Annotated in this window: 29 protein-coding genes and 3 tRNA genes; 7 read left to right on the top strand and 25 right to left on the bottom strand. The window is 30.2% G+C overall.

Going from position 1 to position 26,531, the window contains the following annotated elements:
* Window positions 1-57: 57 nt before the first annotated feature.
* The 7 genes from rlmB to pepV form a co-directional block, all read right to left on the bottom strand.
* On the bottom strand, window positions 58-879 hold the full coding sequence (gene rlmB / locus BUA21_RS07020; protein ID WP_234973686.1) for a 23S rRNA (guanosine(2251)-2'-O)-methyltransferase RlmB: 822 nt from the start codon (window positions 877-879) through the stop codon (window positions 58-60).
* Window positions 866-1,522, bottom strand: a complete 657-nt coding sequence (locus tag BUA21_RS07015) for a potassium channel family protein (protein WP_072744087.1) — start codon at window positions 1,520-1,522, stop codon at window positions 866-868. Before BUA21_RS07015 ends, rlmB begins: the two co-directional genes overlap by 14 nt.
* Window positions 1,523-1,537: 15 nt before the next feature.
* Window positions 1,538-2,887, bottom strand: coding sequence for a TrkH family potassium uptake protein (locus BUA21_RS07010; RefSeq protein WP_072744086.1), 1,350 nt, complete (start codon window positions 2,885-2,887; stop codon window positions 1,538-1,540).
* Between the two features lie 112 nt (window positions 2,888-2,999).
* Window positions 3,000-3,350 carry a 50S ribosomal protein L20 gene (gene rplT, locus BUA21_RS07005; RefSeq protein ID WP_072744085.1) on the bottom strand — a complete coding sequence of 117 codons (351 nt, stop codon included), beginning with the start codon at window positions 3,348-3,350 and terminating at the stop codon, window positions 3,000-3,002.
* Between the two features lie 34 nt (window positions 3,351-3,384).
* Window positions 3,385-3,579 (bottom strand): 50S ribosomal protein L35, encoded by a 195-nt coding sequence (gene rpmI / locus BUA21_RS07000; protein WP_072744084.1) that lies wholly within the window; start codon window positions 3,577-3,579, stop codon window positions 3,385-3,387.
* Window positions 3,580-3,597: 18 nt separating this feature from the next.
* Complete coding sequence (gene infC, locus BUA21_RS06995) at window positions 3,598-4,140, bottom strand: translation initiation factor IF-3 (protein WP_072744083.1); 543 nt, start codon at window positions 4,138-4,140, stop codon at window positions 3,598-3,600.
* Between the two features lie 212 nt (window positions 4,141-4,352).
* Window positions 4,353-5,750, bottom strand: coding sequence for a dipeptidase PepV (pepV, locus tag BUA21_RS06990; RefSeq protein ID WP_072744082.1), 1,398 nt, complete (start codon window positions 5,748-5,750; stop codon window positions 4,353-4,355).
* 194 nt (window positions 5,751-5,944) lie between these two features.
* Here pepV and BUA21_RS06985 point away from each other — a divergent pair, with 194 nt between their 5' ends.
* Window positions 5,945-7,495: an ATP-dependent metallopeptidase FtsH/Yme1/Tma family protein gene (locus tag BUA21_RS06985; RefSeq protein WP_200796531.1), complete on the top strand. Its 1,551-nt coding sequence runs from the start codon at window positions 5,945-5,947 to the stop codon at window positions 7,493-7,495.
* Window positions 7,496-7,524: 29 nt separating this feature from the next.
* Here BUA21_RS06985 and thrS read toward each other — a convergent pair whose 3' ends face one another.
* The 13 genes from thrS to BUA21_RS06920 form a co-directional block, all read right to left on the bottom strand.
* Window positions 7,525-9,441, bottom strand: coding sequence for a threonine--tRNA ligase (gene thrS, locus BUA21_RS06980; RefSeq protein ID WP_072744123.1), 1,917 nt, complete (start codon window positions 9,439-9,441; stop codon window positions 7,525-7,527).
* Between the two features lie 312 nt (window positions 9,442-9,753).
* A complete protein-coding gene (gene hisS / locus BUA21_RS06975) occupies window positions 9,754-11,067 on the bottom strand; it encodes a histidine--tRNA ligase (protein ID WP_072744081.1) in 1,314 nt (437 codons plus the stop codon).
* A gap of 93 nt (window positions 11,068-11,160) precedes the next feature.
* A complete protein-coding gene (gene ytxC / locus BUA21_RS06970; RefSeq protein ID WP_072744080.1) occupies window positions 11,161-12,018 on the bottom strand; it encodes a putative sporulation protein YtxC in 858 nt (285 codons plus the stop codon).
* Between the two features lie 73 nt (window positions 12,019-12,091).
* Entirely contained in the window at window positions 12,092-12,838 is a 747-nt protein-coding gene (locus tag BUA21_RS06965) for a DUF6873 family GME fold protein (RefSeq protein WP_072744079.1), read from the bottom strand.
* Between the two features lie 54 nt (window positions 12,839-12,892).
* Window positions 12,893-12,966: transfer RNA gene (locus BUA21_RS06960), tRNA-Cys, on the bottom strand.
* 3 nt (window positions 12,967-12,969) lie between these two features.
* Window positions 12,970-13,044, bottom strand: a tRNA-Gly gene (locus tag BUA21_RS06955).
* A 124-nt stretch (window positions 13,045-13,168) separates the two neighbouring features.
* Window positions 13,169-13,244, bottom strand: a tRNA-Phe gene (locus BUA21_RS06950).
* 126 nt (window positions 13,245-13,370) lie between these two features.
* Complete coding sequence (gene hslO / locus BUA21_RS06945; RefSeq protein ID WP_072744078.1) at window positions 13,371-14,240, bottom strand: Hsp33 family molecular chaperone HslO; 870 nt, start codon at window positions 14,238-14,240, stop codon at window positions 13,371-13,373.
* A gap of 100 nt (window positions 14,241-14,340) precedes the next feature.
* Entirely contained in the window at window positions 14,341-14,541 is a 201-nt protein-coding gene (locus BUA21_RS06940; protein WP_072744077.1) for a cold-shock protein, read from the bottom strand.
* A gap of 146 nt (window positions 14,542-14,687) precedes the next feature.
* Window positions 14,688-15,440, bottom strand: a complete 753-nt coding sequence (locus tag BUA21_RS06935; protein WP_072744076.1) for a class I SAM-dependent DNA methyltransferase — start codon at window positions 15,438-15,440, stop codon at window positions 14,688-14,690.
* 5 nt (window positions 15,441-15,445) lie between these two features.
* On the bottom strand, window positions 15,446-16,183 hold the full coding sequence (locus BUA21_RS06930) for an SIR2 family NAD-dependent protein deacylase (RefSeq protein ID WP_072744122.1): 738 nt from the start codon (window positions 16,181-16,183) through the stop codon (window positions 15,446-15,448).
* 49 nt (window positions 16,184-16,232) lie between these two features.
* Complete coding sequence (locus BUA21_RS06925; RefSeq protein ID WP_072744075.1) at window positions 16,233-16,433, bottom strand: small, acid-soluble spore protein, alpha/beta type; 201 nt, start codon at window positions 16,431-16,433, stop codon at window positions 16,233-16,235.
* A gap of 47 nt (window positions 16,434-16,480) precedes the next feature.
* On the bottom strand, window positions 16,481-17,401 hold the full coding sequence (locus BUA21_RS06920; RefSeq protein ID WP_072744074.1) for a type II CAAX endopeptidase family protein: 921 nt from the start codon (window positions 17,399-17,401) through the stop codon (window positions 16,481-16,483).
* Between the two features lie 136 nt (window positions 17,402-17,537).
* Here BUA21_RS06920 and BUA21_RS06915 point away from each other — a divergent pair, with 136 nt between their 5' ends.
* Genes BUA21_RS06915 through dapD form a run of 4 tightly spaced genes read left to right on the top strand, consistent with a single transcriptional unit; the run spans window position 17,538 to window position 20,944 of the window.
* Window positions 17,538-18,530, top strand: coding sequence for an aspartate-semialdehyde dehydrogenase (locus BUA21_RS06915; RefSeq protein ID WP_072744073.1), 993 nt, complete (start codon window positions 17,538-17,540; stop codon window positions 18,528-18,530).
* 18 nt (window positions 18,531-18,548) lie between these two features.
* A complete protein-coding gene (dapA, locus tag BUA21_RS06910) occupies window positions 18,549-19,436 on the top strand; it encodes a 4-hydroxy-tetrahydrodipicolinate synthase (protein WP_072744072.1) in 888 nt (295 codons plus the stop codon).
* A gap of 4 nt (window positions 19,437-19,440) precedes the next feature.
* A complete protein-coding gene (dapB, locus tag BUA21_RS06905; protein WP_072744071.1) occupies window positions 19,441-20,199 on the top strand; it encodes a 4-hydroxy-tetrahydrodipicolinate reductase in 759 nt (252 codons plus the stop codon).
* 25 nt (window positions 20,200-20,224) lie between these two features.
* Entirely contained in the window at window positions 20,225-20,944 is a 720-nt protein-coding gene (dapD, locus tag BUA21_RS06900; RefSeq protein WP_072744070.1) for a 2,3,4,5-tetrahydropyridine-2,6-dicarboxylate N-acetyltransferase, read from the top strand.
* A gap of 22 nt (window positions 20,945-20,966) precedes the next feature.
* Here the strand turns inward: dapD and hpt are convergent, their stop codons facing one another.
* The 4 genes from hpt to BUA21_RS06880 all read right to left on the bottom strand — a co-directional run bounded on the left by hpt (window position 20,967) and on the right by BUA21_RS06880 (window position 24,573).
* Window positions 20,967-21,488, bottom strand: a complete 522-nt coding sequence (gene hpt, locus BUA21_RS06895) for a hypoxanthine phosphoribosyltransferase (protein WP_072744069.1) — start codon at window positions 21,486-21,488, stop codon at window positions 20,967-20,969.
* A gap of 362 nt (window positions 21,489-21,850) precedes the next feature.
* Window positions 21,851-22,525 (bottom strand): single-stranded DNA-binding protein, encoded by a 675-nt coding sequence (locus BUA21_RS06890; protein WP_072744068.1) that lies wholly within the window; start codon window positions 22,523-22,525, stop codon window positions 21,851-21,853.
* 157 nt (window positions 22,526-22,682) lie between these two features.
* On the bottom strand, window positions 22,683-23,759 hold the full coding sequence (locus BUA21_RS06885; protein WP_072744067.1) for a Mur ligase family protein: 1,077 nt from the start codon (window positions 23,757-23,759) through the stop codon (window positions 22,683-22,685).
* A 40-nt stretch (window positions 23,760-23,799) separates the two neighbouring features.
* Window positions 23,800-24,573 (bottom strand): polysaccharide deacetylase family protein, encoded by a 774-nt coding sequence (locus BUA21_RS06880; RefSeq protein ID WP_072744066.1) that lies wholly within the window; start codon window positions 24,571-24,573, stop codon window positions 23,800-23,802.
* A gap of 182 nt (window positions 24,574-24,755) precedes the next feature.
* Here BUA21_RS06880 and BUA21_RS06875 point away from each other — a divergent pair, with 182 nt between their 5' ends.
* Both BUA21_RS06875 and BUA21_RS06870 read left to right on the top strand, forming a co-directional pair.
* The gene (locus BUA21_RS06875; protein ID WP_072744065.1) at window positions 24,756-24,959 is read left to right on the top strand and encodes an alpha/beta-type small acid-soluble spore protein; all 204 of its coding nucleotides are present in this window, start codon (window positions 24,756-24,758) and stop codon (window positions 24,957-24,959) included.
* Between the two features lie 95 nt (window positions 24,960-25,054).
* Window positions 25,055-25,594: a DUF4364 family protein gene (locus BUA21_RS06870; protein WP_072744064.1), complete on the top strand. Its 540-nt coding sequence runs from the start codon at window positions 25,055-25,057 to the stop codon at window positions 25,592-25,594.
* Here the strand turns inward: BUA21_RS06870 and BUA21_RS06865 are convergent.
* Window positions 25,580-26,512, bottom strand: coding sequence for a YncE family protein (locus tag BUA21_RS06865; protein WP_072744063.1), 933 nt, complete (start codon window positions 26,510-26,512; stop codon window positions 25,580-25,582). The genes BUA21_RS06870 and BUA21_RS06865 overlap by 15 nt on opposite strands.
* Window positions 26,513-26,531 lie beyond the last annotated feature (19 nt).

Genomic DNA, 26,531 nt, shown 5'->3' with positions numbered 1-26,531 from the left:
TTGAGGTCACAAAATTCTGATTGTTTTATTAAATTATAGCACTAGAGTATCTAAAACTCAAGAAATATTGAACCTTTGCCTTGCTACTTCATACATAATAATAGAAGAGGCAATAGCTGCATTTAATGATTCAGCATTACCTTCCATCGGTATTTTTATAAGTAGATCTGCAAACTTTATCATTTCTTCTGTAACACCCTTAGACTCATTGCCTATTATAAATGCAAAATTCTCTTTAAAATCCGCATCATAAATATAGGTTTCACCTTGCAAAGAAGTAGTATATATCCTAATTTGCCTATCTTTCAAATAATTTATGACTTCTTTTTTATCTTTTATATATGTAATTGGTATATGAAATAATGAGCCCATAGTAGCACGAACTACTTTGGGATTATATACATCTACACAATTTTCTGTCACTATTATACCACTAACACCAAAAGCATCTGCTGACCTTATTATTGTTCCAACATTTCCTGGATCTTGGAGTTCGTCTAAAATAATGATAAAGTTTTTCTTTTCTTTAACTACTTCATCCATTTTTGAAATATTAAAATCAACAACCGCCAATATACCTTGAGGCTTTTCAGTATCTGCCAATTCTCTAAATAAACTATTGGGTACTTTAATCAAATTGTGATTATTTTTTAAGATAGAAAAGAGTTCTTCGCCTCCATTCACAGAAAAGAGTTCTTCTGAAAAGAGTATATACTTTGGAGTTTTCCCCCATCTTATGCACTCTTCTACTATTTTTACTCCTTCTATGATAAACAAATTTTTATTCCATCTTTCCTTTTTTTTATATAATCCTTTTACCTCTTTTATGATTGGGTTTGAAGAACTGGTTATATCTTTCATTCCATTAATCACCTGCATTTTTCTCTATTTTCTTTATATCTTCGGTGTTTCCAATTACTATAAGTATATCTCCATGTAAAATAACATCATCAGCATAAGGAGAAACATTGATACATTTTTCTCTCTTTATAGCCATTACATTTATTCCAAATTTCGTAGGGAGCTTTAATTCCCTAAGTGATTTATTTTCCCATTCAGAAATAGCCGTTATTTCAACAATGCTATAATCAGGAGACAATTCTATAAAATCTAGTACGTTCGTAGAAACCAAATTGTGCGCAACTCTCACACCCATATCCCTCTCTGGAAAAATAATCTTATCAGCGCCTATTTTGGATAACACTTTTCCATGCAATTCGCTTTGGGCTTTAGCTATAACCCATTTAACTCCCAACTCTTTAGCAATCAAAGTAGCTAAGATAGAAGCCTCTAAATCAGATCCAATACTTATAATTACTACATCAAAATTTCTAATTCCCAATTCTTTTAATACATTTTCATCCATGACATCAGCTTGTACTGCATGGGTTACATGTTCAGATATCTCTTGAACTATTTCTTCATCTTTATCTATAGCCAATACTTCATTTCCTAAATTATACAATGTCTTTGCTACACTAGACCCAAACCTTCCGCATCCTATAACCGCAAATTGTTTCATACATATATCTCCTTTCTATCCCACCAATATATTTCCTTCAGAATATCTATAACTGCTCGAATTATTTTTTTGTCTCTTTGCAAAAGCAAAAGCCATTGTCAAAGGCCCTACTCTACCAGAATACATAGTTAAAATTATTAAAACCTTTCCAAAATTGCTTAAATTTGGCGTCACTCCTCTAGTCAAACCAACTGTTCCAAAAGCAGAAGTAGTCTCAAATAACAAATCTAGAAAAGTAGCATCTTCTGATAAAGTCAATATCAAAGATACTACAGTGACTAAAAATACTCCCACACTTGCAATAGCTAAAGATCTATATATTATCTCTTGAGGAATTCTCTTTTTATATGCTACTACATCTTTATTTCCCTTGATAACTGTAAGAGTTGTGAGTATTATAGCACCAAATGTTGTTGTCTTTATACCTCCAGCTGTAGAACCGGGGGAACCACCTATAAACATCAATATTATTATAATAAATACACTAGTATCCTCAAGTTTAGATATATCCACAGAATTAAAACCTGCAGTTCTTGGAACTACTGATTGAAAGAACGAAGCCAAAATTCTATCCTTTACATTTAACGGATACAATGTAGCTGGATTATCCCATTCAATCAAATAAAATAATATCATTCCAGTCACAATTAATATAAGAGTAATAGCCAAAACAAGTTTTGAATGTAGTGATAATCTAACTAGTTTCTTATTTTTAGAAATATCTATATATACAGAGAAACCTAATCCACCTATTATTATTAAAAAACTAATTGTTAAGATAACTACTATATCACCTACAAAAGGTACCATACTACTTCCAATGATATCAAAACCAGCATTACAAAAAGCAGAAATAGAATGAAATATAGAAAACCATACTCCCTTAGCAAAACCATATGCAGGTATAAACCTGGTAGACAACAAAATAGCTCCTATGCCTTCTATAGAGAACGTAGCTAGAATAACATATTTAGTTAATTTAACTAATCCTGACATGGTTTCTTGATTGAGCTGTTCCTTTATAATTAATCTTTCTTTTAAAGTTATCTTTTTCCCCAATATCAGTGCTACCAATGTAGCCATAGTCATAAATCCAAGTCCACCCATTTGAATAAGAATTATAATTACTATTTGTCCAAAAAGTGACCAAAATTCTCCTGTATTCACCACTACAAGTCCTGTCACACAAACAGCAGATGCAGAGGTAAACAGAGCATTTAAAAATCCAATGCTTTCACCAGTTTTTGAAGCTACTGGTAAATTTAAAAGAATTGCACCTATTAATATAAGTCCGCCAAATCCCATAGCTAATACTCTTGGGGGATTAAGTTCCAATTCAACCAATCTTCTTTTTAAAAAACTCATGCCATCATCTCCTAAATCGTGCAATAACTATGTTTATTATTACATTATAACTATTTATTATTATAAAATAAACCATTGAAAAAATAAAAGCTCCGATATCGGAACTTTTATTTTACTTGCCTTTTGCAATTTCTACTAATTTAGAGAAACCTTCTGGGTCGTTTATTGCCATTTCAGATAACATTTTTCTGTTGATATCTATATTTGCTTTCTTTAAACCATTTATAAATGTACTATAACTCATACCATTCAATCTTGCAGCAGCATTGATTCTTGCTATCCACATTTTTCTAAAATCTCTTTTTCTCAACTTTCTACCAACATAAGCATAATCTAGAGATTTCATAACTGCTTGATTGGCTGGTCTATATAATTTACTTTTTGCTCCATAATAACCTTTTGCTTGTTTTAGTACTTTTTTATGTTTCTTTTTAGCATTAACTCCACCTTTTACTCTTGCCATCTAAACTACCTCCTTCACTTCCCATAATTGTTTTCTAGTAAGGTAATACTTTTTTCATTCTCTTTAAGTCAGCATCGCTAACCAATGTACCTTTTCTTAAGTTTCTAACTCTTTTTGGTGATTTTTTGCCAGTTTTATGACTTTTATAAGCTTTATATCTCTTTAATTGACCTGTTCCAGTCTTTTTAAATCTTTTCGCTGCACCTCTATGAGTTTTCATTTTTGGCATAACAAATACCTCCTTCGTCTATTCTGCTTTTGGCACTAAATACATGACCATATTTTTACCTTCTAGTTTAGGTTCTTTTTCTATGACCCCAACTTCTGAAGCTATATCTGCAAATTCTAGCAAGACTTCTCTACCTATGTCAGTATGACCCAATTCTCTACCTCTAAATCTCACACTAACCTTTACCTTATCTCCAGATTGCAAAAATTCAATGGCCCTCTTAGCTTTTACATTTAAATCATGACTTTCAATGCTTGGTGTAAGTCTCACTTCTTTGACATTTATAACCTTTTGATTTTTCTTAGCTTCTTTTTCTTTTTTAGCTAACTCATATTTGTACTTGCCATAATCCATTATTCTGCATACTGGTGGTTTTGCATTAGGAGCTACCTTTACTAAGTCTAACTTTCTTTCATCAGCAGTATCTAAAGCTTTCTTACTTGAAACAACCCCTAATTGAGACCCATCTACATCAATAAGTCTCACTTCCTTATCTCTTATCTCTTCATTGATCTGAAGCTCTTTAATATTACGCCACCTCCTAAATTTAATAAATAAAATAAAGCGAGTAAAAATACCCGCTTTTCATTCAAAAACATTTCCATAAAAGTATATAAACATACTTTTAAATACTTAAATTTAAACCTTATGAGCCTTAGCTATAAGGTGAGAAGCGGATACTTCTACTTAAATACTCGATATTCACTTTCCTTACACATTATATGTCAATAACTTAAATTTGTCAATCAATTTCTTATATTTTTTACAAAAATTTATTTTGCCAACTCATATAATGCTTTTGTGTATATTTTTGTAATTTTCATTAAATGTTCAATTGAAATATATTCATTTTTTTGATGAGCAACTTCTACTTGACCTGGAAATACTGGCCCAAAAGCTACTGCATTATCCATCGCCCTAGCATAAGTTCCTCCTCCAATAGTTATAGGTTCACTTTCCATATCTCCAGTTTCTTCTCTATAAACTTTCATAAGTTTTTCAACAAGTGGATTATTCTTTGGTACATATAATGGTTTCATTCCACCCTCATCTTCTACAAGAACAATATCTGTACCATCCAAATTTTTTCTGATACCATCATAGACATCTTTATCACTAGACTTAATAGGATATCTAACATTTATTGAAAGTCTTATTTCTTCATCAGTAGTTTTAATAATTCCTGGATTAAAGTTTAATTTGCCAGAAATATCATCTTCAAGTCCACATCCTATTTCTTCTCCATGATGTTTAAATGCTATTTTTTTGTTATACATATTTATAAAGTCACACATGTCACAATGGCAATCTATTATATCACCTAAAAATAACATCAGATACGTAATAGCGTTTTCACCTTTTTCAGGAGTACTTCCATGAGCAGAAACACCCTTTGCCTTTATTTTCACCAATTCTCCTTCACATTCTATAGAAAGATCGTATCCTGTTTTTTCTATAAACTGTTTCAACTTTTTATCTAGCTCATCTGCATCTTTTACCTCCAATAGAGCCTCACAATAATCTGGCACCATATTTACTGCATTACCACCATCTATAGACTTGACTGTTATGTTTCCACAAGACACATTTTCAAGCTTTTTCACTAAATCAAAAGCTATTATACCTTTTTCTCCATGAATAACTGGAAAATCAGCATCAGGTGTAAAGGCCATATCTGGAGCACTTTCATGTTCAAAGTAATACTTCATACATCCCCAACCAGTTTCTTCATTTGTACCAATTATCATTCTAATCTTTTTATTTAACTTAACATTTGATTCCTTCAAAGTCTTCATAGCATAAAGAGTTGATATAGCAGGTCCCTTGTCATCTAAAGTTCCTCTTCCAAAAATCTTTTCATCATGAATTTCTCCTCCATAAGGTGGATATGTCCATCCTTTTCCCTCTGGAACTACATCTACATGGGCTAATATGCCTACAGTTTCAGTTCCTTCTCCAAATTCAATGTATCCTGCATAACCATCTAAATTTTTTGTTTCAAATCCCATTTTGCTAGCTAAATTCAATATATATTCCAACGCTTTATATGGTCCTTCTCCAAAAGGCATTAAAGTACTACTTTCACCTTCAACACTCTTTATGCTGACTATCTCTTGGGTTGATTTTATAATATCTTCTCTATAACTTTCAACTAAATCTACAAAATTCATAATGTACCCTCCTTCTTATTTCTTATATATTATGTATCTTTGATAATTTAATACTTTACTTTTATTATACCTTTACAAAATATTTCCTTCAACATCCTTCTTGTTATTTTTCCATAACAAATACTTTATTATGAATTTTAAAAAAACTAAATGGTTAAACTATTGATAGCAAAATATGAAAAGGTGGGGATAGTTTGCAAAAGAAAAAAATGATTTTTGCTATATCTATATTGGGGATAGTCTTATCATCTTTCCTTTTTTATGATAAATATTTTCCAACTAATATTTTTCATCATATTACCAACGGGGATAGATTCTTAATATGGGCACTAACTACAATTTTTATTATATACTATATACAGTTAGACTCAAATCCACAACTAGCTCCATTGGCTCTATCTAATGAAAAAGATGGGGCAAAAGAAAACGATAAACCTAATACATCCTTTAGAGACGTTGCAGGACTCGAAGAAATAAAAGAAGAGTTGCAAGAAACCATAGATTTTATAAATAACTCACAAAAATATACCAAAATGGGTGCAAAAATACCCAAAGGCATATTATTCTACGGTCCTCCTGGTACTGGCAAAACCCTTCTTGCAAAAGCTGTAGCTGGAGAAACAGACTCAACTTTTTTATATGCTAGTGGTTCAGAATTTGTTGAAAAATATGTAGGCGTTGGTGCTAAAAGAGTAAGAACCTTGTTCGAAAAAGCTAAAAAAGAAGCTCCAAGTATAATATTTATTGATGAAATAGATGCTATTGGTGCAAAAAGAAATTTAGATTCTAACAACGAAAAAGATCAGACTTTAAATCAGCTTCTAGCAGAAATGGATGGATTCAATACCAGTGAAACAGTAGTAATCATAGGTGCTACAAATAGACTTGATCTGTTGGATGAAGCACTTCTTCGTCCTGGAAGATTTGATAGACATATTTATGTAGGAAATCCAAACATCAAAGCAAGAGAAAAAATATTGGAAGTCCATACTACTAACAAGCCTTTATGCAAAGATATTTCTATACATGAAATAGCTAATAAAACTCATGGACTTTCAGGTGCAGAACTTGCAAATATTGCAAATGAAGCCGCTATAATTGCCGTAAGAAAAAACAAAAACAAGATTGATAAAGACGATTTTAATGAAGCAATTGAAAGAGTGTTGGCAGGACTAGAAGTCAAAAATCCATCTATACTTTTAAAAGAGAAAAAAACTGTGGCCATTCATGAATCTGGTCATGCACTAGTAAGCAAAATACTCAAAACTGATATGGTCCAAAAGATATCCATTATTCCAAGAGGTCAAGCACTTGGATACGTTTTAAAATTTCCAGAAGAAGAAAGATATCTTATGACCAAAAAAGAATTGATGTCAAAAATCACAGGCCTTGTAGCAGGAAGAGCTGCTGAACAAATAGTTTTTGGTGAAATAACTACTGGTGCAAAAGATGATTTAACAAAAGCTACTCAAATAGCTCAAGAAATGGTATGTAGCTATGGAATGAGTAGCCTTGGAAACATTTCTATTGATGAATATTATGTGAAAAACAGTTTTAATATAATAAGAGAAGAAATGAGAAAAATAATTGATGAATGCTATGAAAATGCCATAAAAATCATAGAAGATAATAAAATAATACTATTTCACATAGCCGATTTACTTATGAAACAAGAATCTATAACTAGTGAAGAATTAGATGAAATTTTTAAGCAATATGAATCTAACGCAAATTGTGCAACATAAAAGGTAGGGAATTCCCTACCTTTTACATCTTACTTTTTACTTTTTATTTCTTCAGCTACTTTATCTACAAATTTTTCTACTTCGATTTGACCTAAATCTCCTTCGTCTCTCTTCCTTACAGATACCAATCCATTCTCTACTTCTTTTTCACCCACAACTAACATATAAGGAATCTTCTGTAATTGTGCTTCTCTTATTTTATAACCTATCTTTTCAGTTCTATCGTCAACCTCTGCTCTCATGCTATTTTCTTCAAATTTCTTTTGAAGCTCATATGCGTAATCATTGAACTTATCAGATATAGGAAGTATGGAAATTTGAATTGGTGCTAGCCATACAGGAAACTTTCCTGCATAGTGTTCAATAAGTATACCCATAAATCTCTCAATACTTCCAAGAATAGTCCTATGAATCATTACAGGTCTTTGCTTCTCATTGTTATTATCTATATAAGTCAAATCAAATCTTTCTGGCATTTGAAAATCAAGCTGAATAGTTCCACATTGCCAAGTTCTGCCTATGGCATCTTCAAGATGGAAGTCTATCTTTGGTCCATAAAAAGCTCCATCGCCTTCATTTACTATATAGTCAATTTTTTTCTCTTCTAGCGCAGCAATCAAATTGTTTGTTGCCAATTCCCATTGTTCTTCTGTACCCATAGAATTTTCTGGTCTTGTTGAAAGTTCTACATGATATTTAAATCCAAATATACTATAAACATAGTCTGCTAAATCGATAACTTTTATGAGTTCATCCTTTACTTGGCTAGGCAACATAAATATATGAGCATCATCTTGAGTAAAGCTTCTAACTCTCATCAAGCCATGAAGAGTTCCTGAAAGCTCATGTCTATGAACAAGTCCCAACTCCGCCATTCTTATTGGAAGATCTCTATAACTATACATATTTGTCTTATAAACAAGTATGGAACCGGGACAATTCATAGGTTTTATAGCATACTGAGTTTCATCTATTGCTGTAAAATACATATTTTCCTTGTAGTGATCCCAATGACCTGATCTATGCCACAACTCTTCATTCAATATTATAGGAGTTTTTATTTCTCCATAACCTCTTTTTCTATGTTCTTCCCTCCAAAAATCTTCTAACATATTTCTTATTACCATTCCCTTTGGATGGAAAAACGGAAAACCAGGTCCTTCTTCATGAATACTGAATAAGTCTAATTCTCTTCCCAATTTTCTATGATCTCTTTTCTTTGCTTCTTCCAATCTCTCTAAATACTCATCTAAATCTTTCTTTTTTTCAAAACTAGTTCCATAGATTCTTTGAAGCATCTTATTGTGTTCATCTCCACGCCAATAAGCTCCTGCTATACTTAAAAGTTTGAAAGCTTTAACTTTTTTAGTATTAGGCAAATGAGGTCCTGCGCAAAGGTCAACAAAATCTCCTTGTTTATAAAATGAAATAACTGCATCTTCTGGAAGATCCTCAACCAATTCCACTTTATAAGGCTCCTCTTTGTCCTTTAGCAAATTTATAGCCTCATCTCTTGGCAATATAAATTTTTCTAATTCATAATTTTCCTTAACTATTTTAGACATTTCTTCTTCAATTTTTTCTAAATCCTCAGGAGTAAATCTATGTTCAGTATCAAAATCATAGTAAAACCCTTCGTCAATAGCAGGTCCTATGGCCAATTTCACATCTGGAAATATTCGTTTAACTGCTTGCGCTAAAATATGAGAGCTAGTATGCCTAAATATCTCTTTTCCTTCTTTATCTTCAAATTTTAAAATATTTATATTAGCATCTTCTTCTATAGTGTCTTTAAGTCCTAATATCTTTCCATTGACTACCGCTCCCAATGAAACCCTAGCCAATCCCTCACTTATGTCTTTAGCTATTTCATAAATTGTTACACCTTTTTGATATTCTCTTTCTGAGCCATCTGGTAAAGTAATTTTTATTCTATCCACTTTCATACCTCCTATCTTCAATTTTGAATACAAAAAACCCCTCATTCCTAAAAAACATAGGGACGAGAGGTAACTCACGCGGTTCCACCCTAATTGGTGCTTAAATCAAATAACGCAATATGCGGAAATCCTTCTCCGTTGTGGATGGATTCAGCTCAGGGGTGGTCTTCAGCTAACAATATCTCAGGATTGCTTTCAGCCAAGGCTATCCCTCTCTATGAGTATTAACTTGCTTACTCTTCCCTTCATAGCATTTTTATTATTAGTTTTAATTAAAAATTATAGCTCTGATTTTCATTTTTGTCAATAGATTTGACTTTACTTTTTAAGAATATTCATTGTTTCATCAATATCACGCATGATTTGCTCTCCAGTTTTCATGTTTTTTAAAGTGACCTTTTCACTTTTAACCTCATCTGCACCTATTATCATTACATATGGTATACCCAATTTGTCTGCATAGTTAAACTTCTTGCCCATTTTCCCTTCTTCTAAATAAATTTGAGTATGTATACCTTCATTTCTCAACTGATTTCCAATCTTTATTCCATACTCCATGCAATCTTCCATAGGAACAACGAGAACTTCCGTCAAACTATTCCATTTACTTTCAATTATATTGGCTTCTCTAAGCTGATAAAATAATCTTGTAAGACCTATACATATCCCAACTCCAGGCAATTTTTGTTTAGTATAGTACTCTGCCAAATTATCATATCTTCCACCAGAACAAATACTACCAATATCAGGATACTCATTTAAAAAAGTTTCATACACTGTACCAGTATAATAATCAAGACCTCTTGCAATAGTTAAATCAATAGCTAAATTTTCTTCAGGTACTCCAAAATATTTTACATACTTAACTACAGAGTCTAATTCTTCAAGGCCTTCTTTAAAAACATCATTTTCTACATTCATTTCTTTAAGATTAGATAATATTTCATCATTTGTACCCTTTATTTGAGTAAAAGTCATTATTTTATCAATAGTTTCTGCATTCAATCCCATTTTACTTAATTCATCTGAAACTCCATCCAATCCTATTTTATCCATCTTATCTATGGTCCGCAAAACTTCAACGCTATCTTCGATCTGAATAGATCCAAAAAATCCACTTAATATTTTTCTATTATTTATTTTAATTGTAAAAGATTCAAATCCTAAATCTTTAAAAGTATAATATATAACACTTGGAATTTCCGCATCATTTATTATATCCAATTTTTCATTTCCTATAATATCTATATCACATTGATAAAATTCTCTAAATCTTCCTTTTTGATTTCTTTCTCCCCTATATACTTTACCTATATGGTATCTTCTAAAAGGGAAAGTCAAATCTGAAAAATGTTGCGCTACATATCTTGCCAATGGAACAGTTAAATCAAATCTTAAAGATAAATCATTATCACCTTTTGTAAATCTATATATTTGCTTTTCCGTATCGCCTCCGCCCTTTGCGAGAAGAACTTCAGATTTCTCTATAACTGGAGTATCTATTGGTAAAAACCCGAATTTTTCATAATTTTCTCTAATAGTATCTAACATTTTATTGAAAAGTATTTGATCATTTGGCGTTAATTCCATAAATCCTGGCAATATTGAAGGCTTAACTATTTGTTTATCCATCATATCACTCCTAATAATAATTTGTCTTATTCAATATAATAACATTTTTCTATAATATTTTGAAGCACATAAAAATAGAAGTTGAATCAACTTCTATTTTTCACTATTCAGTGGAAATTCCAAATGGCATAGTTCGCAACCAGTGCAAAATATAACTTTCTCAGGAAATACGTTTTGAATTATTTTAACCACTTCCGTCTTTTTACTCTCCTCACTTCCATGGAATATTATCTTTTGGGGTGCTATAGTGATAAGTGAACTAATCAATATATCATCCTTGCTTATTCCTTCATCTGACAATTCACTGATTACTTCACCAAAAAGGTCACAGTCTATTTCCTTATTGTCTATATCAAACAATTTATATTCATTATTATTCACAACCAAATTGACTAAAGCCATTTTAGACTCTTGAATATCTACAAAATATTGTAGTATCTTTATAAACTCTCTATACTCTTTGTCAGCAAAAAATTCATCTATACAATTATTTATTACTTTATCCAAAAAAGGTTCTAATTTTTTCAGTCTAAAATTTACAAATCCATCCACTAATATTTCATCGTTTTCAGAAATATAATTATATACTTCATCAAAAATCAATTTTTTCTCACTTTTAATAAAATCACTATTACACAATAAATCATCTGCCAAGTGTACTATAGCTATTTTCTCATCTCTATTCAAATCACTATATTTTAAAAATACCCTTTTCAATATAATATCTCTTAAATAGTACTCAATAATTATTTCAGTTATAAATAAAGAAAGATTATTGTAGAAATCAGAGTTGTTTTTTGTTTTCTTTTCATCTTTGGGGAAAACTTTCATGAAAACTCTATTTCCTAATTTTTCTTCTTCTATTTCAATTTTATCTTCAAAATCATATTCATCTATAGTACTTATTATCTTTTCTTTATTATCTTTAATTCCAATAGATAATATTTCCATTTAAATTCTCCTTTCTCTCGTATTTGTAGTATACGTTTTTGACCTGAAGTTATTCTATTATATAGTTACAATATTAACAATATAAGCTAATTATCGTACCTAAGTCTATAATTTCATCATCACTTAAAAAAAATAAATTTTTTTTATTTTTTTTAATGAATTTATAGATTTTTTTACTATCAGGATGAGAATTTAATTTGCCAGATAAAGCAATATCTCTTTTAGATAAATTTCCACAAGTCCCTCCAATAAACCCATAATCAAATCCTTCTAATTTTATGTATCCTGATTTTATAAGCAATGCATCTATGCCTAATTTTATGCATTTTTCATATATTGGATAATCGGATGTAATAATAGCTTTTTCATCAACTACAGCCATAGAACATTTAGAATAGCCTTGTTTTATATTTATTAACTCTAGTCCTTGTTTTTTTAAATAATATATAAGTTTTTCATCTGTATATTTAAAATTATGTATAGCATATCCATATACTCTTCCTACATTATATGCAACATCCTCGGGGTAGTTTCTTGACAACCATCTCTCACCTTTTATCAATTTTATACCCGAATTAAATAATAATTCCTCATAATATTCAAAAACATTCGGTGCTATAAGTAGAGTTTTATAATCTACAGGATGCATTATAATATCTGGATGATAGGATATACCTTCTTGAACTTCATTGCACTTAATAGTTTTTATCACCTTTATATTATAACTTTCTAATCTATTTATAATAGTATCATCTGCTCTACCATCGACAATAGCTAAATTTGCACTTTTGTAAGGAATAAAAGGATTATTTCTAAACATACATGTTCTCCTTTTAGATAAAAAATTAAACCTCCTAATATAGAAGGTTTTTTCTGGAGGCGGCACCCAGATTTGAACTGGGGATAAAGGTTTTGCAGACCTCTGCCTTACCACTTGGCTATGCCGCCATATGGAGCGGAAGACGGGATTCGAACCCGCGGCCCTCGCCTTGGCAAGGCGATGCTCTACCACTGAGCCACTTCCGCATATTCATTAATTTAGCAACACCTTTTAACACTACTTATACTCTTGACGGCTCCCACTAAGCGATTCGCACCAAATCACAGATTTGGGCTCTCTGCTTATACCACTGAGCCACTTCCGCATATGTGGTGCCCAGAGGCGGAATCGAACCACCGACACGGGGATTTTCAGTCCCCTGCTCTACCGACTGAGCTATCTGGGCAAATCTTTTCAGATTGCAGCAATATGAAGTTTTATCTACCAATCATATCTCTAGCAACGCGGACTAAGCTGTCTAGCCAGCAATGACAATAATCAGTATAACTCATTATATCGGTAAAGTCAAGATTTAAATTAAAGATTTTAAATCTTCTTCTGAAAAATTATATTTCTTATCGCAAAAGTGACATACAACTTCAGCTTTCCCATCTTCTTCTATCATGCTTTTAATTTCTTCTTCTCCTAAACTGATTAGTGCACTTTCTACTTTTTCTCTAGAACAATCACATTTAAAAGCAATTTCTTTTTTTTCAAGAACTTCCATTTCAAAATTTCCAAATACACTTTGAAGTATATCTTCTGGTTTCAAGTCCCTAGCAATTAGAGATGAAATAGCTTCTGAATTTTGTATGTTTTTCTCTAATCTATCAATATCCTCTTCTGATGTATCTGGCAATAGCTGTACTATATAACCCCCAGAGGCTTTTACAGATAAATCCTTATCCACAAGAACTCCTAAGTTTACTGCCGAAGGTTGTTGCTCTGAATATGCAAAATAATGAGTTAAATCTTCTGCAATTTCTCCTGAAACTAAATTCGATTGTCCTATATATGGTTCTTTCATACCTATGTCTTTTATAACAACAATTTTTCCATTTTTCCCTACAGCTCCACCTACATCAAGTTTTCCATTTGACTTAAGTGGTAAATCTACCAATGGATTTCCCACATAACCTTTTACTTCACCTTTTGAATTAGATACAGCAAGTATTGTTCTGATAGGTCCATCTCCACGCAATTGAATTGACACAGTATCTTTTTCGCCCTTCATCATTATACCCATCATAACACAAGCTGTTAAAGTTCTTCCCAAAGCAGCAGTAGCAGTAGGAGTAGTGTTGTGAATTCTCCTACCTTTTTCAACTAAATTAGAAGTAGTAGCTACAAAAACACGAATAGTTCCTTTTTTGTCAATAGCCCTTATAACATAATCTTTCATATTTGACTAACCTCCTAATTTATCTTTAAATATTTAAAGCCCCTAAAAATAGGGGCTAATTTGCTACTGTTAAAAACTATTTATAATAAAGTATTTGTTTTTATAGTTTTGTAACGTTTGTAGCTTGAGGACCTTTTTCTCCTTGAACTATTTCAAATTCAACTTGTTGGCCTTCATCTAAAGTTTTAAATCCATCTTGAGTTATAGCTGAATAATGTACAAATACATCCTCGCCATCTTCAGTAGAAATAAAACCATAACCTTTTGTTGCATTAAACCACTTTACTGTACCTTTAACCATTTTAAAACATTCCTCCAATACAACTAATTTAATAGATGAATATGTATCACCTACTTTTACTTTATACTACCATAATTATATACCCTTGTCAAATAGTATTCTCCAAAAAACAAGCCATTATTCGTAGGTATTTAAAGCCCAAAAATCTACCTTTTAAAGCTTTTTTTTGCAACAAAATTTATCCTGTCACTTTCCCTTTCTGGAGCATTAAAAGAAAAGGCTTCAAAACAAAAAATATCTTCAAATCCTGCATCCTTAAGTAAATTTTTTATCTCTTCGGTTTGATAAGCTCTTTCAATATGCTCTTCATCAAATCTAATAAATCTGTCATCTTCTTCTCTTATAAAAAAGGTTAAATAAAAATGAGCTATTTTATCATCTTCATTAAAATAATTTTGCCAAATATAATATATAGCTTCTCTATCCTCAGCAAATATATTGTTCCCTACAACAGTACTTAATTTATAATATGAATTGATATCAAAAATAAAAATTCCATCATTTTCTAAATGTTCATATACATTTTTAAAGGACTTTGATAGTTCTTTCTCATCTACAATATAGTTGATACTATCACAAATACTTACAACGGCATCAAATTTTTTATTTATTCTAAAATTAACCATATTCTGATTTAAGATAGTTACATTTCTAAAAGAAGACAATTTATTGTAAGCAATTGAAAGCATGTCCGAAGAACGATCAAAGCAGGTGACCTTATAACCTTTATTGCACAAATAATATGTCAAATTTCCTGTTCCACATGCCATTTCCAATAAGTTTTTAGGTTTTAAATTAAATTTATCAAATATATCTTCTATATACAAAAACCAACTTTCATAATCTATATCATCCATTAAATCATCATAATACAATGCAAATTTTTCATAGTAGTCCATTTATCTTACTCCACCTTTAACTCATATAGTATCGCCTCTAAAGCTGCACTTGCACTTTCATTTATAATCAAATCCGCACAAAAATCCATAGCAGTACTGTCTGAATTGATGATAATTAATTTTTTAGCCATTTGAGGTAAATAATTTACCGGAGCCACAACCAAACTAGATCCAATGACAATGAGCAAATCACCATTTTCTACTTCTTCTAAAGCAATATTAAAATCTTCTGGCAACATATCTCCAAACATAATCACATCAGGTCTTAAAATTCCATGACAATTATCGCATCTAGGAGGAATTTCATTATTATTTACTTTTTCAGTTAAAACATCTAAATCTACTTTTTTTCCGCAATTTATGCAGCTGCCTTCTCTTGTGTTTCCATGAACTTCCAAAACATATTGTGAACCAGATTTTTGATGTAAATTATCTATGTTTTGCGTTATAATCCCAGAAATAAATCCCATTCTTTCCATTTCAGCTAAGACATAATGTGCTCTATTGGGCTTTGCATCCTTCATATCTAGAAGAATTTTATATCCCTGACTATAAAACTTTTTTGGATAATTATATAACACTGTAGTAGACAAGGCTTCCATTGGATCTATATTTTCCCAAAGCCCTGTATTGGGACTCCTAAAATCAGGTATACCACTTTCCGTAGAAATTCCAGCACCTGTTAAAACAAAAGTCTTTGAAGACTTTCTTATCATATGACTAGCTCTTTTTATCAAATCCATATCCACGTCATTCACCCCCCGCAACTACTTCAATTCTATAATATTAATTCTATTTCTTCAAGTCATCCTTAATTTTCATTTTTCTCTTTCTAACAGTTATTATTCCTCCTATTTTACCCGACTCTTTAGCTGTAAGTCCTCCCCATCCCACTTCATTTATTTTATCCATAAGTCCCAATTCCTCTGCAATTTCATATTTCAACTTATCTTCCAGTGTTTCTATTTTTTCTTTTTTCTTATTTTTTGCCATTAAAATCCCTCCTGCATTTTAGTATGGCAAGAGGGATTACTTTTATTCTAGTATACAAACAAAAATATATAATTATAAATTATAAATATGACCAAAACAGCAAACAGTGGCAAATAGTGTACTACTCTTGGAGCGTATTCCTCAAAACTAATATCTTCTTCATGATTATTATTAGGTAAAGATTTGTACAAAGTATAAGCTATAGTACCTGAAATCATAGCTATTACAAATCCAATGATTACAGTTAAAACTGTAGCAAAACTTCCTATAGAAATTCCTATATCTTGACTTTCAATAGATAAATTATTCATATTGCTCATGGCTAAATAGGCAATAGTTGTAGCAATAGCATTATTTACTCCGTGGGCAATCATTGTAGAGAATAAAGAATTAGTTTTATATACTATAAGCCCAAAAATTATTCCCAAAAATATAGGCCCTACTAAATTTTGAAGATTAAAATGAAACATTCCAAATAAAATTGCCGATATAATAATTGCCTTTTTCTTTCCCAATTTGTCATATGAAGACATAACCATGCCTCTAAAAAGTACTTCCTCACATATGCCCGGGGACAAAGAAATAACTAAAAGGCCTAAAAGGTATTCTCCCGTATTTTGGGGTATAGGGATAGGAGTTGGTTTTAATTCTGTAAAATTGCTCAAAAGAAGGATCATTAAATAATTCAAAAATACTCCAACAGGATAAGAAAATATGACAATTAAAAATATCAACGCTACTTCTTTAGCTGAAATTCTATTTAATTTCAGTACTTTTTTGAGACTATATCCCCTAGCTTTTAAATATGTAATTGTTGGAACAAGAATGATTAAATATTCAGTAATAATAAGACCTGAATATATTTCCTTGGATTGAACTAAACTCCCTAAAAGTAAAAGAGAAACTCCAATAATCAGATAAAAAATGTTTGTTTCAAAAATACTTGGATTCATATACTTTTTTTCCATTTCTACCTCCTTAACTGTTTTATATAATTGTATATTTTTTTCATATTTAAATCAATCAGTTTGTTCTAGTAGTATACAATTATTTATACTATAATAATATATATTACTATAATTATTCTAATAAGGGGTGAAAGTGTTGAATAAAGTTAATATTGGCATAGTTGGAGCTACAGGTATGGTAGGTAGGACATTTCTCAAAGTAATGGAAGAAAGAAATTTTCCTGTAGACAATCTGTATCTTTTTGCATCTGAAAAATCTAAAGGCCAAAAATTGATATTTAATGGTAATGAACATGAAGTTGAAGAATTAAATGAAAAATCTTTTAATAGACCATTAGATATACTACTTTTTTCTGCAGGAGGTGAAATAAGCAAAAAATATGCTCCTATGGCTAAAAATAAAGGTATTGTTGTAGTTGACAATAGTAGCGCTTGGAGAATGGATTCAAATGTACCTTTAGTTGTTCCAGAAGTCAATCCAGAAGATATAAATTGGAACGAAGGTATAATCTCTAATCCTAACTGTTCTACAATCCAATGTGTAGTACCGCTAAAACCACTTCATGAAACTTTTAAAATAAAGCGAATAATATTTTCAACCTATCAAGCAGTTTCCGGTTCAGGAGTAGGAGGTCTAACGGATTTAGAAAACGGATTAGAATCTTTAGAACCTCAAAAATATCCACATCCTATAGCTTTTAACTGTCTACCTCATATAGATGAATTTACAGACAATGGGTATACAAAAGAAGAAATAAAGATGATTGAAGAAACTAAAAAGATACTTCATGATGAGAAACTCAAAATTACTTCTACTACTGTCAGAGTACCTGTTAGATATGGTCACTGTGTATCTGCAAATATTGAATTTGAAAAACAATTTGAAATGGATGAAATATATAATACATTAAAATCAAGTAAGGGAATCATAGTATTAGATGATGGAAAAAATAATATTTATCCAATGCCTATAAAAGTGGAAGGAAAAGACGAAGTATATGTTGGAAGAATAAGAAGAGATTTTAGTATAGATAATGGAATCAACATGTGGATAGTAGCTGACAACATTAGAAAAGGGGCTGCAACTAATACTGTCCAAATTGCAGAGCTTTTGATTAAAAATAAATAATATATGGGAGGTATTAAAATGAAACTTTTTAAAGGATCAGGTGTTGCCATAGTTACACCTTTTAAAGACGATGAGGTTGACTACGAAAAATTGAAGGAGTTGCTTGAATGGCATATAAGTGAAGGAACAGATGCTATAATCATTTGTGGAACTACTGGAGAATCTGCTACCATGTCAGATGAAGAAAAAAAACAAGCAATTAAATTTACAGTAGATATAGTAAATAAAAGAATTCCCATTATAGCTGGAACTGGCAGTAACAATACAAAGCATTCTATAGAACTTTCAAAATATGCAGAAAGTGTTGGAGCAGACGGACTATTAGCAGTAACTCCATACTATAATAAAACTACTCAAAAAGGATTAATAGAACATTATACAGCTATAGCTGATAGTGTAAATATTCCTATTATTATCTACAATGTACCTAGTAGAACAGGACTAAACATATTACCTAGAACTTTAGAAAAACTATCTAAACATCCAAATATTTGTGGAGTAAAAGAAGCCAGTGGAAATATAGCTCAAGTTGCCGAAATTGCAAGATTATGTGATGATGACTTCTATATCTATTCAGGAAATGATGATATGGTAGTACCCCTCCTTTCTCTAGGTGGAGTAGGAGTCATATCAGTAGTTGCAAACATATTGCCAAAAGACACACATGATATGGTTTTTGCTTATCTTGAAGGTGAATTGGAAAAAAGCAAAAAATTACAACTAAAAATGAAACCACTTATAGATGCCCTTTTCATTGAAACCAATCCTATACCAGTAAAAGAAGCCATGAATTTATTAGGTATGGAAGTTGGAAATTTAAGACTTCCACTAACAAATATGGAAGATAAAAATCGCAATATCCTAATAGATGAAATGAAATCCTATGGGCTAGATGTAAGGGGGTAAGACAATGATTAATGTTCTCATAAACGGTTTTTACGGAAAAATGGGGCAAGTACTAGCTAACGAAGTAAAGCAGGATAATGATATGAATTTGATAGCAGGAGTCGATAAAAATGCTATAAGTACTCACAGTGACTCTAAAGTATATAATTATATATCGGACTGCAATGATGCAATAGACGTAATAATTGATTTTTCACATCCTGATTCGCTTTCTGATTTGCTTAAATATGCAACAGAAAAAAACATTGCCCTAGTTATAGGCACAACCGGCTTAACTAGTAATGATATGGATAAAATAAAAATGGCAGCAGAGAAAATACCTATTTTTTATTCTGCAAATATGTCATTAGGTATAAATGTATTGGTATCTATACTTAAAAACATTACCCCAGTTCTTGAAGATACTTTTGATATGGAAATTGTAGAAAAACACCATAACAAAAAAATAGATGCTCCTAGCGGTACTGCTTATATGTTAGCTGAAGCTATAAATAGCACATTAGAAGATAAAAAAGATTATGTATTTGATAGACATGTGAAAAAAGAGGCTCGAGATAAAAATGAAATAGGTATTCATTCTATACGAGGGGGAACCATTGTAGGAGAACATACAGTTATATTCGCTGGATGTGATGAAGTAATCGAAATAAAGCATAGTGCCTCTTCTAAAAAAATATTTGCTCAAGGTGCTATTAAAGCAGCAAAATTTATATATAATAAAGAAAGTGGATTTTACAATATGGAAGATCTTATGAAGATGTAACAGCTTTGGAGGTGTTGATATACAAATGAACAATGAAAAAAACTATTTAGATGATCCTTATGCATTGGCAAAGTACATGAAAGAAACTAAAAAAACCACTCCTGTAAAAGTATATTTGAAAGGAAATCTTTCAAACATAGATTTCTCAACCTTTAAACAATTTGGAGATGAAAACTTTAAAATATTATTTGGCCAATGGCAAGATTTTAAAGCTATTTTAGAAAATCATAGAGACGATATATTAGACTATGAAATAGAAAATGATAGAAGAAATTCTGCTTTTCCACTACTTGATTTAAAAGATATTGAAGCTAGAATTGAACCTGGTGCCATAATAAGAGAAACTGCAAAAATAGGATATAAAGCAATTATAATGATGGGAGCCGTCATAAATGTAGGCGTTGAAATTGGAGACTATACTATGATAGATATGAACTCTATAATTGGCTCTAGGGCTAAAATTGGTAAAAGCGTTCACGTCGGTGCTGGCGCTGTAATAGCTGGAGTTTTAGAGCCACCTAGCAAAACACCAGTAATTGTGGAAGATGAAGTACTTATTGGAGCTAATGCAGTAGTTCTAGAAGGCGTAAGAATAGGAAAGGGATCTGTAATAGCAGCTGGGTCTGTAGTAACAAAGGATGTTCCCCCAAATAGTGTAGTTGCTGGTATACCGGCAAAATTCATTAAAGAAAAAGATGCAAAGACTTCTGATAAAACTGCTATTTTAAAAGATATTAGAGAATAAAGTTGAGAGTATACTCTCAACTTTATTCATCAAAAGTAAAAATATATGGAATATTTCTATAATATTCTCCATAGTTAAGACCATATCCAACTATAAATACATCTGGTATCGAAAATCCAGCATAATCAGGGTATACTTCTACTCTTCTTCTACTAGGTTTGTCCAACAATACACATGTCTTTATTGATTTTGGTTTTTTATCTTGAATATGATCAATCACATATTTCATAGTAAATCCTGAATCAATTATATCATCCACTATAAGTACATCTTTTCCCTCAATATCACTTCTTATATCCGTAACTATTTTTACCTTGCCTGTTGATTCTTCTCTATTTTCATAGCTTGATGTAGTCATAAAATCTATTTCTACAGGTATAGTTATATTTCTAACCAAGTCAGAAGCAAAAATAAAACTACCCCTCAGTAAGGATATAATTACTAACTCACCATCTTTATAATCATTTGAAATTTCTGTTCCCAGTTCTTCATTCCTTTTCCTTATTTCTTCAGAACTAAATAATATTCTTCTTTGCTTATTCATGTACCTACTTATCTCCCTTCTGTATTTCTAATCATAATTTTTCTTTTTATAAAGTATTTTCTTTATCTCTCTTAACTCACATAATATCCTATTTAGAGAATATTGTATACTGATTAAAATAACAAAAAAACTACAACCAATACTATTTTTAAATACATTAAAACACCCCTTGTTCTCTTCTACAAGTATAAATTATTTACAGAACAAATAAAAGAATGCATCATAAAAATGCCTTTAATATATATTAGATAAATTATAACTCAATTAATAATATAAGGTCAACTAATTCATCAATAGATATTGAATAAGAAGTCCCTGAAATTTCTAAATTCAAAGACTTCTTATTTTAAAAAAAGCAATCTCTATTCTTCGTCCTCTTTTCCATCTCTATTATTGTCATTTTTTATGTATTCCAATTTAGATATGGATACTTCATAAGCAACTCTTGAAATTATTTCTCCATTGTTAAGCTTTTTCTGATACTCCCTACTCTGAATTCTCCCCCAAAGCCTTACATGATCTCCAATTAATAATCTTTGACAAAATCTTGCGTTTCTTCCCCAAGCTATGCATGGAATATAATCAGATTTGTTATAAGGTCTATTAACCGCTACAAGTAAATCTGTAATTTCTCTTCCAAAAGGTGTTGTCCTATATATTGGAGTTTTACATATATAGCCATCAACATAGATTTCATTTGGTTTTTTGAGCAATTCCTTCAATTCTTCATCATCTTCTGTCATATAAATATCTCTGGCAAATACAGTTAAAACAAGCTTGTTTGAATTGTCTATATACCGATTATATGACCTTAATTGTCCTTCTACCAGAACATATCTCCCCTTTCTGATGTCCATATTCACGATAAGCCTTTCAGAAATAGTTACAGGTAAAATATCAACAGATTCACTTAATCTTGGCACTTCTAAACTAAAGGAATAGAAGCCTTCCCCATACATTTCGTGGCTAAATTCCTTTTCCGAAACTATTTTACCAACAATTGTAACCATATTTGTATCTATGATTTTGTCAACCATTTTGCTGTCACTCCCCCTTATTCTTATGTTTTTTGTGCTTTATATCTATACTTATTCCAAAAGATCTCATAATATGATTTATGCTATAAAAATTTATAACAATAATATACTTAAATTAATATTTGACAAATCTTTAAAAAGACCTTTTATTCATCTTTTATCCATATTGATTAAGTTCTTTTAATAAAATATCTTTAGTGCCATTTAATATATCATTTCCCATAATCAACAATAGATCATCATCATTCAAAATTTCTAAGCAATATCCTATAGAATCCCTTAAAGAAAAAAATACATTATAGGAAAAATTAGTGTTTGAAAACATTTTTCTTATATCTTCCTCAATTAATTCAGCTTTTTTATCAATATAAAATGATATGTTTTTAATACCTAATATAGATGACCAATTTAAAATAATATCTATGATTTTTTGTAAATTATCATTTCCAAAATCAATTCCCATTCCATTCAAGAGTATTATGCTTTTATATTTTAAATGTTGAACAGTTTCAAAAGTTAGATTATAGTCTATAGGATTTATGCATTTATTGTCAATAATCATAAACTTATTATCATAAATTTTCTCCATATTCCTTTCTAGTCCTTTTATTTCTATCAATGTCTTTCTGATTGTATTTATATCTACTCCAAAGCACAATGCCACAGATATAGCTGCTAATGAATTATAAATATTTTCTTTCCCAATAAGGTTTAGTTTTACAGGAAACTCTAACGGTTCTATTTTATCGTGAAAAACCGTTAACAACTCTCTTTGCAAACAATAGTTAAATGCAATTGAATTTCCTATATCTAAGCTAGAAGCTGTTATAGTTGCTTTATTATTTAGTCCATAAGTCATAACTAAAGCCTTGTCATTTCCCTTAAGTAAATTTATACAGTTAGATTCATCTATATTTAAAACAACCACATTTTTTAAAGAACTAAAAAATTTCAAAATATCATCATCTATTCTTTCTTCTTGACCAACATTTGTATATACTACAATATTAAAATTAAGATTCAAATTTAAAATGCTTTTTAGGTCTTTTGGCATTATATTTATTAATCCGATTTGCTTATCTCTCTTAGATTTTAGTATTATTATACTATCATTGTCATTAGAATATATAGATGAAAAACCAGCCTTTATAAAAATTTCTTTTATCATATAAAAAGCCATGTTTTTTGTTGAGTTCCCTACTATGCCAATAAAACTCATCTTTTCATCTTGCATAAATTATTCTCCTTTTTTGCTCGTATATATTCTTTTTATTTTAGTCGTTTCCCCCATTTTTATGAAATTGTCGTCCCGTATTATCCATGTAAAAGTCTTCTCTATATATAAGCTCTGAAATAGGAACTATTTCATACCCTTCACTTTGAAGCTTTTCTAATACTATTGGCAAATATTCTGTTACGTACTTCGCATTGTTGTGAAATAAAACTATGGAACCATTATTTACATTTCTTGTTACTCTATCAACTACTGGTTGAGTGCCCAGCTCTTTCCAATCCAGTGAATCCACATCCCACTGAATGACATAATATCCATTTTCCATACATATTCTTATAAGCCTGTCATTATAGTCACCATAAGGCGGACGAAAAAGTATAGGTTTTTTCCCAGTTATATCTTTTATTTTATCTCCTGTTGTATTCAATTCTTTGAGTATTTGTTCTTCTGACAATTTGCTCATATATGGATGATTTGTAGAATGGTTTCCTACATCATGGCCTCTTTCAGATATTTCTTTTACTAATTCTGGATACTTATCTACCCAAAATCCAACTAGAAAAAAAGTAGTCTTTACTTCATATTTATCTAGTATTTCTAGTATTTCTCTTGTATATTCATCACCCCAAGCTGCATCAAAACTTATGGCAATCTTTTTCCCAGGTGTTTCTACTGAATATATCGGCAATTCTTTCTTATCAGAAAAAACTTCTACTATACTAATATTATTACTATAACTAGTATAAATAATAGATATAAATAATATCAAAATTACAATTAAAATCCTTAAAGTGATATTCTTGCTTTCTTTCATATTTTTTACCTCCTGATAAAATACATTATATTTATTATATATAATATGAATTAAAACAGTAGAATAGTATTAAATGCTAACCATTAAATAAATACAGTTCCATATACTGAAAGGATATATTCTTGAAAATAGGTTAAATTATTAATAGGTCTCCTAAAACATTTCAAAAGGGAGGAATAAAAATGGCTAGAAACAATAAAATTGTTGTTCCAGAAGCAAGGGAAGCACTAAATCAGCTAAAACTTGAAATAGCAAGTGAACTAGGAATGCCTGATTATAATAGTATAGATAAAGGAAATTTAACTTCAAGAGAAAATGGATATGTTGGAGGCTATATGGTTAAAAAGCTTGTAGAAGATGCCCAAAGACAGTTAACAACAAAATAATTGCTTTTCAAAAACGAGAAGGGAATTCCCCTTCTCGTTTTTATATGATATAATTTAAAATATATTGCAAATTTTTTTGTAAAGAGGGTGTTAGAATGTTTATAGAAAATACTGAAGAACTTGCTCAGAATAAACTTCTTTTGCTCTATATCATAGATAAGTCTGAAGTTCCTCTTACAAATGGGCAAATAACTGAATTTGTTTTAGAAAATAATTATATGAATTATTTTCTAATTCAGCAATTTCTAGGTGAATTAGTGGCTTCCAAATTTATAGAATATTCAAGAAGTGATAATAAAGAAATATATACTATTTTAAAAAAAGGTAAAATCACTCTAGACTATTTCATAGATAGAATACCAGAAGAAATAAAAAAAGATATAGAGAAAAATTTTGAAACAAAAAAAGAAGAAGTAAAAAGAGAAACGCAAATAATTGGAGATTATTTCAAAAAAAATGAAAATGAGTATATAGTAAATTTAAAATTAGTAGAAAATGATACTACATTATTTAGCCTTTATTTAAATGTAGTATCTAGTGAACAAGCAAAAACAATATGTGACAATTGGAAAATGAATCCTGATAGTGTCTATCAACAAATTCTTAATACATTATTTATTTTAGAATATGATTAGCCCATTTGGCTCTAAGCCTACTTCTATATTTTTGATTATTTTATTTTCAACAATATCAAAAATAGTTATATGATTTTGAAATATATTGACTATAAATAATATATTGGGACCAATCCAAAGCATTTTATTTGGCATTCCTCCTATATATTTTTTGCTGACAATTTTGTCATCTTTGATATCTATTTTATGCAAATATCCATCTTCAAGACTAGTTATATATACTATATCTTTATTGTTAATTTTCAGCATATTGTTAAATGTTCCTTTTATATTTATACTTTTTACTATGCTAAAATCCTTTATGTCCAAAACGGAAATATTGCTATTGTTTAAAATGCCATTGTTAAATCGTGAAAGCATATACATGCTTTCATCTTCCAAATATATTTTTACAGGATTTTTATCTAATTTAATTTTTTCTACACTATCTTTTTTTAAGTCTATGATATTTATACTATGTCCATTGTTATTAGCTACATATATCTTTTTTGATAGTCTATCTATCTCTATATCCTCTGGATTTTCTCCAACCGGGATATTCTCAATAAGTTTAAAACTTTTTTCATCTACTATAGAAATTGAATTTGAATCTGAATTAGAAACAAAAATAAGTTCATTATAAACCCTTATACAAGAAGGAAATCTACCTACTGCTAGTCTGTCATCAATTTTTTTGTTATTAATATCAATCTTAAAAATCGAATTGTCATATGCATTCGTCAAATAGATTTTATCTCTATAGCTACCTACACATAAGTCATAAGGTCCAAGTTGATAACTATCTAAATAGATATTTAAGTTATTTTCTCTTTTAAATAATGAAATAATAGAAACTATTTCACATTTGAGTTTTTTTTGCAAATCTATTATCCCAATAGAATCTTCTCCAGTATTGGCCACAATGACTTTCCATTCCATTGCTAAAATTTCACCTCCA

It is taken from the genome of Sporanaerobacter acetigenes DSM 13106 (assembly GCF_900130025.1).
GTDB lineage: Bacteria > Bacillota > Clostridia > Tissierellales > Sporanaerobacteraceae > Sporanaerobacter > Sporanaerobacter acetigenes.
This window is presented reverse-complemented; position numbering and strand designations above follow the sequence as displayed.